General features: G+C 35.1%; 16 protein-coding genes. 11 read left to right on the top strand and 5 right to left on the bottom strand.

The genetic code is table 11. The annotated features are described in order from the left end of the window. Positions 1-37 precede the first annotated feature (37 nt). The 4 genes from ES765_RS04400 to dapF form a co-directional block, all read right to left on the bottom strand. A complete protein-coding gene (locus ES765_RS04400) occupies positions 38-667 on the bottom strand; it encodes a hypothetical protein (protein WP_138111488.1) in 630 nt (209 codons plus the stop codon). Positions 668-815: 148 nt separating this feature from the next. Continuing rightward, the gene (gene mltG / locus ES765_RS04395; RefSeq protein ID WP_138111486.1) at positions 816-1,859 is read right to left on the bottom strand and encodes an endolytic transglycosylase MltG; all 1,044 of its coding nucleotides are present in this window, start codon (positions 1,857-1,859) and stop codon (positions 816-818) included. Continuing rightward, positions 1,859-2,383, bottom strand: coding sequence for a GNAT family N-acetyltransferase (locus ES765_RS04390; RefSeq protein WP_138111483.1), 525 nt, complete (start codon positions 2,381-2,383; stop codon positions 1,859-1,861). The genes mltG and ES765_RS04390 overlap by 1 nt, the downstream gene beginning before the upstream one ends. Then, complete coding sequence (gene dapF, locus ES765_RS04385) at positions 2,377-3,153, bottom strand: diaminopimelate epimerase (protein WP_138111481.1); 777 nt, start codon at positions 3,151-3,153, stop codon at positions 2,377-2,379. The genes ES765_RS04390 and dapF overlap by 7 nt, the downstream gene beginning before the upstream one ends. A 127-nt stretch (positions 3,154-3,280) precedes the next feature. Between dapF and ES765_RS04380 the strand changes: the two genes are divergently transcribed. The 10 genes from ES765_RS04380 to ES765_RS04335 all read left to right on the top strand — a co-directional run bounded on the left by ES765_RS04380 (position 3,281) and on the right by ES765_RS04335 (position 15,155). Then, positions 3,281-4,672, top strand: coding sequence for a S1C family serine protease (locus ES765_RS04380; protein ID WP_138111479.1), 1,392 nt, complete (start codon positions 3,281-3,283; stop codon positions 4,670-4,672). Positions 4,673-4,789: 117 nt separating this feature from the next. Then, positions 4,790-6,238 carry a glyceraldehyde-3-phosphate dehydrogenase gene (locus ES765_RS04375; RefSeq protein ID WP_138111476.1) on the top strand — a complete coding sequence of 483 codons (1,449 nt, stop codon included), beginning with the start codon at positions 4,790-4,792 and terminating at the stop codon, positions 6,236-6,238. Between the two features lie 144 nt (positions 6,239-6,382). Further along, on the top strand, positions 6,383-7,006 hold the full coding sequence (locus ES765_RS04370; RefSeq protein WP_138111474.1) for a tRNA (guanine-N1)-methyltransferase: 624 nt from the start codon (positions 6,383-6,385) through the stop codon (positions 7,004-7,006). Positions 7,007-7,036: 30 nt separating this feature from the next. Continuing rightward, positions 7,037-7,480: a GNAT family N-acetyltransferase gene (locus tag ES765_RS04365; RefSeq protein ID WP_138111472.1), complete on the top strand. Its 444-nt coding sequence runs from the start codon at positions 7,037-7,039 to the stop codon at positions 7,478-7,480. Between the two features lie 17 nt (positions 7,481-7,497). Then, entirely contained in the window at positions 7,498-8,172 is a 675-nt protein-coding gene (trmD, locus tag ES765_RS04360; RefSeq protein WP_138111470.1) for a tRNA (guanosine(37)-N1)-methyltransferase TrmD, read from the top strand. A 139-nt stretch (positions 8,173-8,311) separates the two neighbouring features. Beyond that, on the top strand, positions 8,312-8,662 hold the full coding sequence (rplS, locus tag ES765_RS04355) for a 50S ribosomal protein L19 (protein ID WP_138111468.1): 351 nt from the start codon (positions 8,312-8,314) through the stop codon (positions 8,660-8,662). A 657-nt stretch (positions 8,663-9,319) separates the two neighbouring features. Further along, the gene (locus tag ES765_RS04350) at positions 9,320-11,536 is read left to right on the top strand and encodes an NADP-dependent isocitrate dehydrogenase (RefSeq protein WP_138111466.1); all 2,217 of its coding nucleotides are present in this window, start codon (positions 9,320-9,322) and stop codon (positions 11,534-11,536) included. 114 nt (positions 11,537-11,650) lie between these two features. After that, complete coding sequence (locus ES765_RS04345; protein ID WP_138111464.1) at positions 11,651-14,050, top strand: TonB-dependent receptor; 2,400 nt, start codon at positions 11,651-11,653, stop codon at positions 14,048-14,050. A 3-nt stretch (positions 14,051-14,053) separates the two neighbouring features. Then, a complete protein-coding gene (locus ES765_RS04340; protein ID WP_138111462.1) occupies positions 14,054-14,929 on the top strand; it encodes a DUF4249 family protein in 876 nt (291 codons plus the stop codon). After that, entirely contained in the window at positions 14,916-15,155 is a 240-nt protein-coding gene (locus ES765_RS04335) for a DUF6095 family protein (protein ID WP_138111460.1), read from the top strand. Before ES765_RS04340 ends, ES765_RS04335 begins: the two co-directional genes overlap by 14 nt. Here ES765_RS04335 and ES765_RS04330 read toward each other — a convergent pair. Then, entirely contained in the window at positions 15,152-15,844 is a 693-nt protein-coding gene (locus ES765_RS04330) for a DUF4294 domain-containing protein (RefSeq protein ID WP_138111457.1), read from the bottom strand. The genes ES765_RS04335 and ES765_RS04330 overlap by 4 nt on opposite strands. A gap of 104 nt (positions 15,845-15,948) precedes the next feature. On the opposite strand from ES765_RS04330, the gene ES765_RS04325 reads away from it, so the two are divergent. Further along, positions 15,949-17,040, top strand: coding sequence for a M42 family metallopeptidase (locus tag ES765_RS04325; RefSeq protein ID WP_138111455.1), 1,092 nt, complete (start codon positions 15,949-15,951; stop codon positions 17,038-17,040). Positions 17,041-17,078: the final 38 nt, after the last annotated feature.

Genomic DNA, 17,078 nt, shown 5'->3' with positions numbered 1-17,078 from the left:
TAGCCAAGGTTTCTCATTTTTCGATCTAATACTACTTTTATATTCTTGGATTTCTTTTCGGTAAAATCATTGAAATATCATACCCTGAAAACTTTTTCATATAGTTGGAGATACTCGTACCATAACCATCTTTGAGGTCCATTCGGCCTTGAGACCTTAAATACAACTTTACATTACCCGGACCCGCAAGATGTGCAGCTGCCAAAATACCTGACTCGGTAATTTCAATACCACGCATTTTCATACCAATATATCGTTTGATATCTTTTCTTAAAATCCATTTGTTACGGGAAATATTCACCTGAAAAACTTTCTCTTGAAGCACGGGATTATTTAAAAAACGAATTTCGTCATATACTCCAACTAGTTCTAAAGTACCCAAACCAAATTGGTATTTTCCTAAATACCCATAGGTATTGGTGATAAAATAATTACCTTGAGATTCTTTGAAGGCCAAAGCCTCCTTAAATCCTATAAATTGGCTACCTAAATACGGAGGGTTAATTTGGTGGCAAGGTAAAAGGGCTTCGTTTCGAGGAAACAAAACTAAATTAGGTTCTTTTATTTTAAGTAATTCTGGCACTTCAACCTTAAAAGGCTTAAAACCGAAACCAGATAAAATAAACACCACAATAAGAGGACAACTTATCAATATCCATCTTCTCATACTTCTTATTTCTTAAGACTTAAGGCGATTACTATTTGCTTGCTTAAATTTCTTCGCCAAAGATAGAATGGAAAAAATCGTAGTTTGAGAAGGATCTGTTAAAAGAATTCAGATTTAGTTAAGAAGTGCTAAAATTCCGACAATTAGCTTATCTTTTGATTTTTTGTGCATTAATCCATCGTATATATTGCTCCTTATTTCGGTTGTGTTGCGACAAATTCTCAGCAAACATATGATATCCAAAATTTTCTACATTTGCTACCATATAATAATACTTATGCTTTTCCGAATTTAAAACAGCATCAATAGCACTGATATCGGGCATCGTTATTGGTCCTGGTGGCACACCACTTTTTTTATAGGTATTATATGGGGAATCTAACTCCAAATCTTTGTAAAGCACGCGTTTTATAATCTGGTCAAAATTTCCGGATTCTTTTTTGATGGCATATATTACTGTTGGGTCTGCCTGTAATAACATTCCCGATTTCAATCTATTAAGATATAGACCGGCAACTCTTGGACGCTCATCAATTTTAGCAGTTTCCTTATGCACTATAGCCGCTAATGCGATTACTTCATGAGGTGTCAAACCTAATTCTTTTGCTTTTTCTATACGTGCATCTGTCCAAAACCGCTTATATTCCTTCAGCATTCTATCCCTAAAACCTTGAGCTGAGGAATTCCAGAAAAACTCATAACTATTAGGAATATAGGGCGACAACTTATTCGCTTCATTAAATCCTTCAGCATTTAAAAATTTACTATCATCAAATGCAGCCAAAAGACTTACACTATCAGCTTCTATTTGGCTTGCGACTCTACCCGCTAAATCCTGAATAGTTTCTTGATTATTAAAGGACACTTTTACTGGTAAATTACCACTTCGTAACGAATTGACGAGTTCATTATTATTCATTCCCTTCGCAATCTTATATCTTCCCGCCTTTATATTTTTCAGATAGCCCTTTTTATCCGCCGCAGATTCAAATGATTTAAAGTCATCTACAAATGGCACCAAGCATTCTTCAAGGTCCTCGAACGATGCATCTGTTGGTATATAGACAAAAGCCTCTTCTGCATTGAAACTTGTATTTGGGGTAAAGAAGCTGGTATATAACATGTAGGCGAAAATTCCGCCACTAATTAAACCTACAAATACTACACCTAATAAAATACGTTTGATATTCATCAGCTTTTTATTTTTTGTAGTAAAACTTCATTTTTATAGGTTTTGTTGATGCGAACCCACTCTTTTTTAACACCTACTTGCACAAATCCTAATTTTTTAAATAAATGCATACTAGCCTCATTATCTTCTAAAATATTAGCATAGACTTGATTTAAGTCTAATACATCAAAAACATAATCACACAATAATGTTATCGCCTCGGCACCTATTCCCTTATTTCGATTTTGCGTCTCAAGAATAATAATTCCCAACCCTGCTCGTTTATGATTAGGCTCAAAATCAAAAATGTCGATTAAACCAATAGTCTCATGTTGATTAGTGCTAATAACCAGTCTCAACTGTTTCACATCAAACAAATCGCGATGAGCATTATCTAAATAGAGTTGTAGTACATTTTTAGAGTAAGGGGTTATTGTACCACTTACTTCCCAAACATCAGTATTGTTTTCAAGTTCATATAGAAAATCTAGGTCCTTTTGTTCTATCGCCCTTAAATACACTTGATTTCCTTTTAATTTCACCATGTTATCTCCCCTTTAAAAACTTGTTTTGCTTCTCCTTTAAGGTAAATATTACTGTATACACCATTCCGTTCCTCAAATGAAACTTCAAGATCACCGCCTAAAGCTTTAATTGCAATGGCATGCTCTTTAGTCTTTCCCATGTGATGCATACCCAATGCTACTGCTGTCACCCCTGTACCACAAGATAGAGTTTCATCCTCTACACCACGTTCGTAAGTACGTATATCAAATCCTTCCGATTGATTAATTTCTACAAAATTTATATTACTCCCTTTTTCACCATAAACTCCATATCGTAAGCGAGCACCTTCTTGAAATACATTGAATGTTTTCAAGCCATTAACTAATTGAACATGATGTGGCGATCCCGTATTCATGTAAACTGCATTCGATTTTTTTCTGATTTCATGAACATCTTGCATTTTCAGACTTATGACATCTCCCTCAATACTTGCTTCATGCTTACCATCAACAGCACTAAATTCAGCCTTATTCTTAATTAGGCCTAAAAGGTGGGCAAAAGCTACAATACATCTTCCGCCATTACCGCACATACTTCCTACTTTACCATCCGCATTAAAGTATACCATTTTAAAATCTGTCTGCTCATCTTCTTCCAAGAGAATCAACCCATCAGCACCTACACCAAATCTACGGTTACAAATACGGGCGATTAATGCTGTATCATCTTTTGAGAATTGATTTTCACGATTATCAATCATCACAAAATCATTTCCTGTTCCTTGGAATTTATAAAAAGTATCTTTCATGTAATTTTTAAGACTCAAATATACCACATAATTAAGTTTTTATTAGTAGTTAAAAAGTAGTTAAACGCTTATATAGAAGCATAAAATCGAGTAATTTTACAGGCAATATGCTAAAAATAAAAAGATTATGAAAAGAATAGCAGGTCTCCTACTTGTTGCAGTTTTCGCAGGTGCGATAACTTTGGGTGCATATAAGTTTTTTTTAGAAAAAGACAACTTTACAATTATAACCCAAGATAATGGAAACGGAATAGTCAATACTAGCCACACCCCTACTTCTTACAAAGGTTCTGGAATAAATGATGTCGATTTCACCATGGCCGCCGAAAACACAGTAAATGCGGTAGTACACGTTAAGAACATAACCTTAAGCAAAGGCCCTACCACTATTTTTGATTTTTTCTATGGTTCAGGAGGTAGTACAGTACCACAAGTAGGTACTGGATCTGGAGTAATCATTTCTTCTGATGGCTACATTGTCACCAATAATCACGTCATCACAAAAGCAAATCAATTACAAGTAACCCTCAACAATAATCAAACCTATAAAGCAGAATTGATTGGGACCGATCCAAATTCTGATATTGCTTTGATAAAAATTGACGCTAAAGAAAAGTTACCTTATTTGGCTTTTGCCGATTCTGACCATACTAAAATTGGAGAGTGGGTATTAGCTGTTGGAAATCCTTTTAACCTTACCTCTACAGTTACTGCAGGTATTGTAAGCGCAAAAGCTCGTAATCTTGGGAAAAATCAATCGTTTATACAAACTGATGCAGCTGTAAACCCGGGAAATTCTGGTGGAGCACTTGTGAATACGAATGGAGATTTAGTCGGTATAAATACGGCGATTACCTCACAAACTGGATCTTATGTCGGTTATTCATTTGCAGTACCTAGTAATATTGCAAAAAAAGTAGTTCAAGATATATTGGAATATGGCAATGTTCAAAAAGGGTTTATGGGTATTCGTCCGGCACCAGTGAATACACGCGATGCTATAGAAAGAGGCATTAATAACATTGATGGTGTATTTATTGAGTACATCGAAGAGGAATCTGCCGCACAGGAAGCTGGTATTGAAATAGGGGATATTATTAAGAAAGTTGATGAGATTGATGTGCATAAATATCCCGATTTAACAGGGTATCTATCCACAAAACGACCTGGAGACACCTTAAAATTTGTGATTGACAGAAATAAAGAATTATTGATTCTGCCATTGACTTTAAAAGAAAGACTAACCCTAGTTGTTCCAGAAATGGGCTTGGAAGTAAAAAATCTTACCGAGCAAGACAAAAAGGTCTATAAGACTAAAACCGGTGTAAAAATTATAGGGGTTCCTGAAAGATACCGGGGGTACGGATTAGCAGGAAAAGTGATTATTAAGATAGATGAAGTTGAGATTGGCAATATTGACGACGCTTACAATGCATTCGGAAGCATCTCTAAATACGGGAAGACTATCATAACCATGGTAGGTTCAAATGGTGAAAGAGACCGACTAATTTTTCAATAAAAAAATCGATTAGATGTATAGCCTCCGTAATTATGGAGGCTTTTTTATTCGAAATAGGTGCTTAAGGGACTTAAATTTTTCTAGTTTTGTCACAATTCTAAAACTCAATCAATTATTATGGGCCCAAAAACCACCTATGAAAAGGAGTTGGCATTTCAAGCAGACCGCAGAAAGGCAACTACTGAGTTTATCAAAATCGTAAGTGATTTTTGGTACGACAAGTCCATTGAAATCGTACTTTTTAAGAATCAGGTTATCGATAAGAATGTAAGTGATATTATCAATTTGCATGAATATGCAGGTGAATTTGTGCAAAAACCAATTTCAATTTTTGATTCAGTTGAAATACTACGCTCAATAGGAGATATTTCGTTACCTCCATCTAAGCTTGATATTGGTAAATTAACGTATGAATACCATTCAGATGACAATAACTTCAACAATGTAAGAGCATTTGTCTTAGAGAAGTTGAAAACTTCACAAGATTTCAAAAGTATAGAGCCTAAAGACGTAGTACTCTATGGTTTTGGCAGAATAGGGCGATTGGTAGCTAGAGAATTGATGTCCAAAACTGGTAAGGGCAATCAATTACGGCTTAGGGCTATTGTTGTTAGAGGGAAGGAAAATAGCGAAAACCTTGAAAAAAGAGCGAGCCTGATGAGATCAGATTCTGTTCATGGTATTTTTAATGGCACCGTGAATGTAGACCATGACAATCAAAGACTTGTTATTAACGGCACAACCGTACATGTAATTTACGCAAATGTACCAGAAGAAGTTGATTATACTGAATACGGCATTAAGGATGCTTTAATTATCGACAATACTGGTGCTTTTCGCAACAAAGAACAATTAGAACGGCATCTTACAGCCAACGGTGCAGCAAAGGTATTATTAACAGCACCTGGAAAGGAAGTTGCAAATATTGTTCATGGTGTAAATCATTTAGAATATGATCCAGATGACACGCTTTTGTTTTCGGCCGCATCATGTACGACAAATGCCATAACTCCGGTTTTAAAAGCAGTTGAAGAAACTTTAGGTATAAAAAAAGGACATTTAGAAACGATTCATGCCTATACCAATGACCAAAATTTAGTGGACAATATGCATGGCAAATACAGAAGAGGTCGTGCCGCTGCCCTCAATATGGTTATTACCGAAACTGCAGCAGGAGAAGCCGTTGCCAAAACATTACCTACTTTAAAGGGTAAGCTCACATCGAATGCGATAAGAGTTCCTGTACCTAATGGTTCGTTGGCAATTCTAAATCTTGAAGTGAATCAAAAAACTTCCTTGGATGGTGTGAATACCATGATTAAAAAATATGCCTTGGAGGGCGATTTAGTGGAACAAATTAAATATTCGCTTGATAAGGAGTTAGTTTCATCTGACATTATAGGCACTTCTGCCCCTTCAATATATGACAGCAGGGCGACCATTGTTTCAAGTACCGGTAAAAATATTATACTCTATATATGGTATGATAACGAATACGGTTATTCACATCAGGTAATTCGATTAGCGAAATATATTGCTAAGGTGCGTCGCTACACTTACTACTAATAAGTAATAAAAACATCTATTTTACAACAGGGTACGTACATAAATAAACGCTTATAACCTTTGTTCCTTTTTTTTTATAATTTAACTTTAATAAAGTACTTTAGTCATCTCTAAATCAGTCATTTTAACACAAGAACCTATTACATGAAATTCTATAGAATACTATTACTACTAGCATTTCTTCTAGCGGCTAACCTACAATTTGCACAAGACGCTAAAGAAGAAGAAGATAAATTATCGTTAGACGAAGGACCTATCAGTAATCAATTTGATTATGTGGCTAAACGTTCGGGTAATTATAGAGCAGATGGCATTAGATATGAAGTTGTAAAGGAAACCAATCTTTTTAAAATTCGTAAGAATGTATTGGATTCTATTGCTGCTATGAATAAAAAAACCAGCGAGCTTAAGTCGACCATTTCAGAACATGAGACAACCATAACTTCGTTAAACAAGAAATTAGATGAGACGACTACGAATCTTTCTTTGGTAACTGATGAAAAAGATAGCATGTCGTTCATTGGTATACCTGTTTCAAAAGGAACTTATAATTTTATTCTTTGGACTATAATTGGTAGCTTATTTTTAATGTTAGGGCTATTCATTTATAGGTTTAGAAATAGTAATATTTTAACTCAAGAAGCAAAACAGAATCTTTCTGAACTTGAAATTGAATATGAAGATCATAGGAGAAGAGCACTAGAACGTGAGCAAAAAATCAGTAGGCACCTTCAAGATGAAATTAATAAGCAGAAAAAAACTAAATAATTGAAAGCTCCTTTTCGGAGCTTTTTTAATATGAATACTATACGAAGAGTTACACAATCCCAAATACCTGATATCGTTTCCCTTTTCGACGGTTATAGGGTGTTTTATAAAATGGTATCGGATATCGAAGCTGCTTCATCATTTCTGTACGAAAGAATCTCCAATGACGAATCTCTAGTATTTGCTGCTTATGATGGTGAAAATGCCGTTGGTTTTGTACAACTTTATTATACCTATTCATCTGTAAGTTTAGAACGCTCACTTATTTTAAACGATTTATTCGTTGCCGCTTCATATCGGAATAAAAACATTGGGCAAGACTTACTTCTAAAAGCACAAGAATTTTGTAAAACGAATAACTATAAAGGTCTTGCACTAGAAACGGCTACCGATAATCCTGCACAAAAATTGTATGAAAAATTAGGCTGGAGTAAAGATTCAGACTGTTTTCATTACTTTTGGGTGGTTAATTGATTATGCAAAATCTAAAGATGCGAATAGATATTATTACCGTATTACCTGAACTACTTACTAGCCCGTTTGAAGCCTCTATTTTAAAAAGGGCAATAGAGAAAGGATTGGTTGAAGTACATTTTCATAATATTAGAGATTATACCGAGACCAAATACCGCAATGTTGACGACTACCAATTTGGTGGTGGAGCTGGCATGGTTTTGATGATAGAACCAATTGATAAATGTATTTCGGATCTAAAATTGCAACGTAACTATGATGAAGTCATTTATATGACTCCTGATGGGAATACCCTTAATCAAAAAATGGCCAACCAACTTTCTATGGTTGAAAATATAATTATTCTTTGTGGTCACTATAAAGGTGTTGACCAACGGGTTAGAGATGCATTTATAACGAAAGAGATATCTATAGGTGATTATGTGCTTTCTGGTGGTGAGCTTGGAGCAGCTGTTCTTTGTGATTCTATTATTCGTCTTTTGCCCGGGGTTTTAAATGATGAAACCTCTGCCCTAACGGATACGTTCCAAGACGGTCTTTTAGCCCCACCTATATATACAAGACCTGCAGAATATAAAGGAATGAAAGTTCCAGATGTATTATTGAGTGGTAATTTCGGTAAAATTGAAGAGTGGCGTGAAAATAAGGCCTTTGAACGCACAGAAAGTCTACGTCCAGATTTGTTAGAATAGGGATTATATCGTTTTTTAGCTTAAAAAACGTCAAAAATACTTGTAGGTTATAATTTAAGGATTAGTTTTGCACTCTGTTAGAATAACCTCTGACGATAATCGTGAACGTTGCTCTAATTTAATTCCAATTAACTATTCAATGGAATCATTAATAAAATTTGTACAAGACGAATTCGTAACTAAGAAAGAATTTCCAAAATTTTCAGCTGGTGACACTATTACAGTGTACTATGAAATAAGGGAAGGTGAAAAAACAAGAACTCAGTTTTTTAAGGGTGTTGTTATACAACGCAGAGGAACTGGTTCAACAGAAACTTTTACCATTCGTAAAATGTCAGGAACAATTGGTGTAGAACGTATTTTCCCAATTAACTTGCCAGCACTTCAAAAAATTGAAGTTAACAAACGTGGTAAAGTTCGTAGATCAAGAATTTACTATTTCCGTGAATTAACTGGCAAAAAAGCTAGAATCAAGGAGATTAGAGGGTAATTTTTCCTCAACAAATATATTTAACCACCGTTTCTCATTTGAACCGGTGGTTTTTTTATGAACATGTTGTGAACAACACTAGTTCACAACATGTTGATTAATAAATACATACAAAAACTTGTAGAATCAATATTTTTCATATCTTTAGGTATGACTTTAAATTGAATGAGCTAAGAAGTTCATTTTTAAAGACATTACAAATATTACGTTATTTGTACTGTTGTTTAACCCATTTGTTTCAATTTTATGGAACATTTTTTAATCGGGTGATTTTTAATTACTAAAGGCTTTCGCTTTAAATAGTTAAAATGAATTAAATACTTAATATTCCAAACATCAAGGGAATTTTAAGGTTTTGATGAAGACAACAGAAAGAAATCTGTACTAGATTTTAGACACTTCGTCAAAAATTCAATACTATTTCAAACGTTGAGTTAGTGAAGCGGGTGCAATCAAGGGTTGCCGTTTTAATGAAAAATTAAAACAAACTGTCCGTAAACTTTTTCTAAAAAGCCATATCACTGTACGTGTACAATGATATGGCTTTTGTTATTTTACAATTCTTCGCCTGAGCCTGAAATATTCGGACAATTCCTGTCATTTTAGGGTATATAAAATCGTATATTTGTTCCGCTTTAATTAAAAACAAAATCGCAAATGTCCAAAATTTTTTACACCAAAACTGATGAAGCTCCAGCATTGGCTACGGAGTCTTTCTTACCTATTGTAAAAGCTTTTACTAAAACTTCTGGAATTAAAATAGAAACCAAGGATATATCCCTTGCGAGCAGAATTGCAGCTATGTTTCCTGAATATTTAATGCCAGAACAACGGGTATCGAACGATTTGGAAGAATTGGGCAATATGGCAAAACAGCCAGAAGCGAACATTATAAAATTACCAAATGTTAGTGCATCTGTTCCTCAATTGAACGAAGCTATTAAAGAATTACAAGCAAAAGGGTATAAATTACCAAACTATCCAGTTGAGCCTAAAAATGAAGAAGAAAAGGAAATAAAGGCTAAGTACGATAAAATTAAAGGTAGCGCTGTAAATCCGATATTACGTGAAGGTAATTCTGACCGTAGAGCCCCAAGGGCAGTTAAAAATTACGCTAAACAGAACCCTCATACCATGGGAGCATGGAGTTCAGATTCAGAGACCCATGTATCAACAATGGGCCAAGGGGATTTTCAAGCCAACGAAAAATCGTTGACCCTAACCAATGCCTCAGCCGTGCAGATTAAATTGGTTTCTAAAAACTCAGAATCTATACTTAAAGAAAAAATTGACTTACAGGCTGGTGAAATTATTGATGCCACCGTATTGAGTAAAAAAGCACTACTTGAGTTCTTGAAGAAAGAAATTAAAGATGCAAAAGATAAAGGCGTGTTATTTTCTGTGCATTTGAAAGCGACCATGATGAAGGTTTCAGACCCAATCATATTTGGTCAGGTTGTTGAAACATTTTTAAAGCCAGTTTTTGAAAAATACGAAGCTACTTTTGAAAAATTAGGAGTTAACCCAAATGATGGGTTAGCCAGTTTATATCAAAAAATAGAACACCTACCTGCCTCCGATAAAGCTGATATACAAAAAAGCTTGGATGAGGCTTTAGCTGATGGGCCCGATTTAGCCATGGTAAATTCAGACAAAGGCATTACAAATCTTCATGTACCAAGTGACATCATTATAGATGCCTCTATGCCAGCCATGATTCGAAATTCTGGTAAAATGTGGAATGCTGAAGGTAAAGCTCAAGATACCAAAGCCGTTATACCAGACAGTAGCTATGCTGGTATATATTCCGCAACAATTGATTTCTGTAAGAAACATGGTGCATTTGACCCTACGACCATGGGTACAGTTCCTAATGTTGGGCTTATGGCTCAAAAGGCAGAGGAATATGGATCTCATGATAAAACTTTTGAGATTAAGGAGTCTGGTAAAGTACAAGTGATAGATTTAACAACTGGTGCTGTTTTAATAGAACATTCAGTAGATAAAGGAGATATTTGGCGTATGTGCCAAGTTAAGGATGCTCCAATTCAAGACTGGGTAAAATTGGCAGTTTCTAGGGCAAAGGCAACCAATGATCCTACTATATTCTGGTTAGATGAAAATAGGGCGCATGACGCAGAGCTTATTAAAAAAGTTAAAACCTATTTGGCCAAGGAGGAAACGACAGGACTTGACATTCAAATAATGGCGCCTACACCAGCAACAGAATTTACCTTGAAAAGAATGAAAGCCGGTAAGGATACTATTTCGGTTTCAGGTAATGTTTTAAGAGATTACTTAACGGATCTTTTTCCTATTTTAGAAGTAGGTACCAGTGCTAAGATGCTCTCTATTGTTCCTTTGATGAATGGTGGCGGACTATTTGAAACTGGTGCAGGTGGATCAGCTCCAAAACATGTGGAGCAATTTTTAGAAGAAGGACATTTACGTTGGGACTCCTTAGGAGAATTTTTGGCCCTAGGTGTATCTTTGGAATTCTACGGTGAAAAAAATAACAGTGTAAAAGCAAAAATTCTTGGTGATACCTTGGATAGTGCAACAGAAAAGTTTTTATTAAACGACAAATCGCCATCCAGAAAGGTTATGAAATTGGACACCAGAGGTAGTCATTTTTATCTTGCAAAATATTGGGCTGAAGCTTTGGCTGAACAAAATGATAACGCTGACCTGAAAACTATATTTACTGCGGTAAGTAGCCAAATCAATGAGCATGAATCGCAAATTTTGAAGGAATTGATTGACGCTCAAGGTTCGAAACAAGATATTGGCGGATATTATAAACCAAATCAAGTATTAGTAGAAAAAGCGATGCGACCAAGTATCACTTTTAATGGCATTTTGGAAACCATGTAACTTTAAACACATAAGGATAAAATACCCTCAATTCACATTGAGGGTATTTTTTTTACAAGAGAATTAAGTTTTAGGAGTGTCTCACAATTCTAACTATTTTTACAATAAAAATTGATGAAAGGATATTATCACCTTATTCTTATCAACTTACTCTTCTTTTCTTCCTTTGCTTGGGGTCAACAAAAATTCACCTTAAGCGGTTCTATATTAGAAAGTAGCAGTAATGAAACCTTAATAGGGGTTACCGTAGCATTTCCTGAGCTTCAAACGGGTATTACTACGAATGAATATGGTTTTTATTCCATCACACTTCCAGAAGGCACGTACAAGGTTTTAATTAGCTATTTAGGCTTTAAAGACATTATTCAAGAGATATCGTTATCCGAAAATCAAAAAATAGACTTTCAATTAGAAGAAGAAGCAGAACAATTAGAGGAGGTAGTTGTTACTGAAAATGTGGAGAAGATGGATATACGCAAACCACAAATGAGCGTAAATTCACTTTCTATTGGAACGATAAAGAAAATTCCGGTAATTCTTGGCGAAGCCGATATTATCAAATCTATTTTATTACTTCCGGGAGTTACAAATGCTGGTGAGGGGGCTTCAGGGTTTAATGTACGTGGTGGTGGAGCAGATCAAAATTTAATCCTTTTAGACGAGGCTATAATTTTTAACTCCTCTCACCTATTTGGTTTCTTTTCGGTTTTCAATCCAGATGCCATAAAAAACATTAAATTATATAAAGGTGGAATTCCTGCGCGGTATGGTGGTAGGGTATCCTCTGTTCTTGATATTTTTCAAAAAGAAGGAAATAGTAAAGAGTTTAAAATGAACGGTGGTATAGGCGCCGTAGCAAGTAGGTTGTTAGTAGAAGGACCTATAAAAAAGGATAAGGCTGCTTTCTTGATAGGCGGAAGAGCTTCATATGCCCATTTGTTTCTACCCTTATTCGATGTGGACAATAAGGCCTATTTCTACGACCTAAACACAAAACTCAATTACAGATTAAACGACAACAATAACATATTTCTCTCCGGATATTTTGGAAGGGATGTTTTTGGAATTAATGATAGTTTCGTAAACACCTATGGCAATGCTGTAGGTAATTTTAGATGGAACCATTTGTTTTCTGATAAATTATTCTCCAATTTATCCCTCATCTATTCCGATTACTACTACGGTCTAAAACTTGATTTTGTAGGTTTTAATTGGAATTCGGGTATCCGTAACTTCAACCTTAAATATGATTTAAAACATTATGTAAGTGATAAGCTTCAAGTGAATTATGGTATTAATAATGTCTACTATCAATTCAACCCTGGAAAAATAGAACCCAGCAACGATCAGTCTGGTATTATTGAAAAACAACTTATTCAGAAATATGCCAATGAATTTGCTGTATACGTTGATATAGAACATCAGGTTACCCCTAATCTAAGTCTAGGGTACGGGCTTCGCTTTAGTCAATTTACGCGATTAGGGCAAGATGAACTTAATGTATACACAAACAATAATCCGGTTGCTTTTGATCCTTTATTATTGGTTTACCAAGAAGCCGAACCTATTGACGTTGTGAATTCTGGGCGAGGTGTAAATTTGGCCACATTCAATAATTTTGAACCACGTGCCTCCCTATCGTATACCTTAAATGAAAGCAGTTCTATTAAAGCCAGTTATACCCGGTTGGCTCAGTACCTTCATTTATTATCAAATACCAGCTCTCCTACTCCTTTAGATGTATGGACACCAAGTGGACCATTTATAAAGCCTCAGTTATTAGATCAATATGCTTTTGGCTACTTCAAGAATATTAAAGGTGGAGATTACACTATAGAAAGTGAGGTGTTTTTTAAAGAAATTCAAAATAGAATAGACTATATAGATGGCGCCAACCTCATTGCGAATGATGCCATTGAACAAGTGATTTTAAACGGTGAGGCACGGTCTTATGGCTTAGAATTATTGCTGCGTAAAAATGAAGGTAGACTACAAGGCTGGTTAGCGTATACACTTTCTAAATCTGAACAACGTACACCTGGAAGAACTCTAGATATAGATAATGGCCAAAGTAATATGGAGACAGGAATCAATTATAGTAATTGGTATAACACCCCTTATGATAAAACACACGATATATCTTTATTTTTGAGTTATGACTTAAATAAAAAATGGAGTTTCAGTAGTAATTTTGTGTATCAGACAGGTCAGCCTACAAATTATCCCATAGGGCAATTTGAATTTCAAGAATTGGTTGTTCCCTATTACGGACTTCGAAATAAGCAGCGTTTACCAGCTTACAATAGGCTTGACATCGCAGCCACTCTAACCCCTAAAAAAAATAAGTATAAAAAAATTAAAGGCGAATGGGTGTTTAGCCTATACAATGTTTACAATAGGCGAAACGCTGCATCCATAAACTTTAGACGAAATGATGATACCGGCGCCAATGAAGCAATTCGAACTTCAATTTTTGGAATTATTCCTGCAGTAACCTATAATTTTACACTTTAACTCATGAAACGTATACTACTACTATTATTGACACTGGCGTTTTTTGTTTCTTGTGAAGATGTTATCGAGATTGAACTACCAACAGAAACACCTCGATTAACAGTTGACGCTATAATTCGAATCGACACAACACAAAATTTTACTACAGCTAGCATAAGAATCGGCTTAAGCAGTTCCTTTTTTGATGAAAACCAAACTACAGAAATAGAGCAGGTCATGATACTAAATCCAGACTATGTACCATTGGGTCCTCTTGATGCTAATTTCATTCTATTTTCAGAAACAGATCCTGGTATTTACGAGGGAACAAAAAATACTGGCTTTTTTACGTCAGGCGAACTTCAGTTATACATTGAAGTCGATGAAGAAGTCTATTATGCCAATACAAGGTATGTATCTAGCGTTCCAATCGATTCTCTGGAACAAGGAAATGAAACTTTATTTTCAGGGGATGAAAAAGAAGTTATCGTTACTTTCACGGACAAAGAAAATCGAGACGATTTTTATATTTTGGATTTTGATTTTAATCAATACCTAGTAACTGAAGATGAATTTTATCAAGGTCAAGCTTTTGTATTTTCCTATTTTTATGATATAGATTTGCAATTGGATGCCGATTCAACAATCAACATTAGTCTTTTAGGTGCAGATGAATCTTTCTATAATTATATGAACCAAATTATTGTGCAGTCTGGTGGTGACCAAGGTCCTTTTCAAACCCCTGCCGCCACTGTGAGGGGAAATGTTTTTAATGTAACAGGAATAGAGAATATAGAAGTGCTTGACAATGTTGAAAGCTCAGATAATTTTGCATTAGGCTATTTCGCCGTTGTGCAGGAGTATAAAAAAAGTATCGTATTAGAAAATGAGGAGAACTGATAAAGATTTACTTGTAAAGGGGCTAAAAAGATTAGGAACTACCGTAGTACTAATGTTCACGGCTCCATTTGTACTTTGGCAAGCTTTTAAAAATGAAGAACATCCTTTATTTTGGCCCATTTGTATTTTAGGGGTTATATTGGCTGGCTGGGCCGTTTTTATGGGGTTTAAAGGAATCACAACTATAGTTGATTCCGTTTTCGGAAAAAAAACTAAATCCTCTTAATTTTTGGGTACCCTAGTGGTCTTCTTCCACTTATTGTACAACTTATCATAGTTATAATCTAAAACGGTAGCCTGCCGTTTTAATTTACCTTTTGAAAATGCACGTTGCAAAATGTCTTCAATCAAATAGTCCTCTTCAATTTGATCAGGATGAAACTCCTCCTTTATACTAATTTTAAAAAACTTTGCAGTGGTATTATACCAAAATGCACGCCAACCGTTTCTTAAATCTTTAACCAAATCAAATGCTGTAGTTCCTGTTTGCCTATAAATCAGTTTAACTAAAATCTGACCTTCGGTACGTGTCAATTTTTTAAGTTCTTCAGAAAATTCTTCCTCAATGTATTTATGAATCTTTCTTGTATACTTCCTTTTCTTCCTTTTGTTTTTTATGCCCGAAAGGCTATCATTAAGCTCCACTAATCGTTCTGCAGCCAATTTTGCATATGGGTATACTTTCTCTGTTTTTCTACGCAAAATATAATACCTCAATTTGTCATCATAAGATGAAAATTTCAGTTTACCAAAAACATAGGTTTCTTCTAAAGCTATAGAACTTTGTACTAGAGAATCACCCGCTATTATGATCATTTTTTCAGTTACGGAATCTAACTCCTGTTCTTCTACCTGTGCAGAACAAATAGAAATGGTAACCAAGGATAAAAAAAAGAGCAAATAGTTGTATTTCATTAACATAGCTTAAGCAAAAGTCTTGCCAAAATTAACGATAATAACAGAAGGTTATTATTAATACAACGCTAATATTGTTAAGTTTGTAGCTTAAATTTATGTTGATGGCTGATAAAAAAATAATTACCAAAAAGTCACTAGACTTTTTTGAAAAATACTTAAATAATGCTGCTCCTACCGGTTATGAATTGGAAGGGCAAAAATTATGGATGGACTACCTAAAACCTTATGTGGACACTTTTATTACTGATACCTATGGCACTGCGGTAGGTGTAATAAATCCTGATGCAAAATACAAAGTGGTCATTGAAGGGCATTCTGATGAAATTTCATGGTATGTCAATTATATTACTGACAATGGTTTAATCTACGTAATTCGTAATGGTGGTAGCGACCATCAAATAGCTCCTTCCAAGTGGGTAAATATCCATACGAAAAAGGGTATTGTTAAAGGTGTATTTGGTTGGCCAGCAATTCACACTCGTAAAGGAGAAAAAGAAGAACTAGCCCCTAAATTAGATAATATTACTATCGACATAGGCGCAAAAGACAAAGCTGAAGTTGAAAAAATGGGTGTTCATGTAGGCTGTGTTATCACCTACCCAGATACGTTTCAAGTTTTAAATGGTGACAAATTTGTTTGTAGGGCCATAGATAATCGTGCAGGAGGGTTTATGATTGCAGAAGTAGCACGATTACTGCATGAGAATAAGGTGAAATTACCTTTTGGTCTTTATATCACCAATTCGGTGCAAGAGGAAATAGGACTTCGTGGTGCAGAAATGATTACCCAAACCATTAAGCCTGATGTAGCTATTATTACAGATGTTTGTCATGATACCACTACGCCAATGATTGAGAAGAAAATTCAAGGACATACGGAGATTGGGGCAGGACCAGTAATTTCTTATGCTCCTGCAGTACAAAATAAACTACGGGAACGTATTATTGAAACTGCAGAAGGCAATAAGATTCCGTTTCAACGTATGGCAGCTTCAAGAGCAACCGGGACAGATACAGATGCTTTCGCCTATAGTAATGGTGGTGTAGCGTCTGCATTGATTTCGTTGCCTTTGCGCTATATGCACACCACAGTAGAAATGGTTCATAGAGATGATGTTGAAAATGTTATTCGATTAATTTATGAAACGCTTTTAAATATTAAAGAAGGCGAAACCTTTAGTTATTTCGATTAAATTATTGAATCCCTCCTTTTTTTGGAGGGATTTTTTTT

The sequence above is a fragment of the Maribacter sp. ACAM166 genome (assembly GCF_005771495.1).
Classification (GTDB): Bacteria; Bacteroidota; Bacteroidia; order Flavobacteriales; family Flavobacteriaceae; genus Maribacter.
The sequence above is the reverse complement of the archived record's forward strand: the minus strand, read 5'-3'. Positions and strand labels throughout refer to the sequence as shown.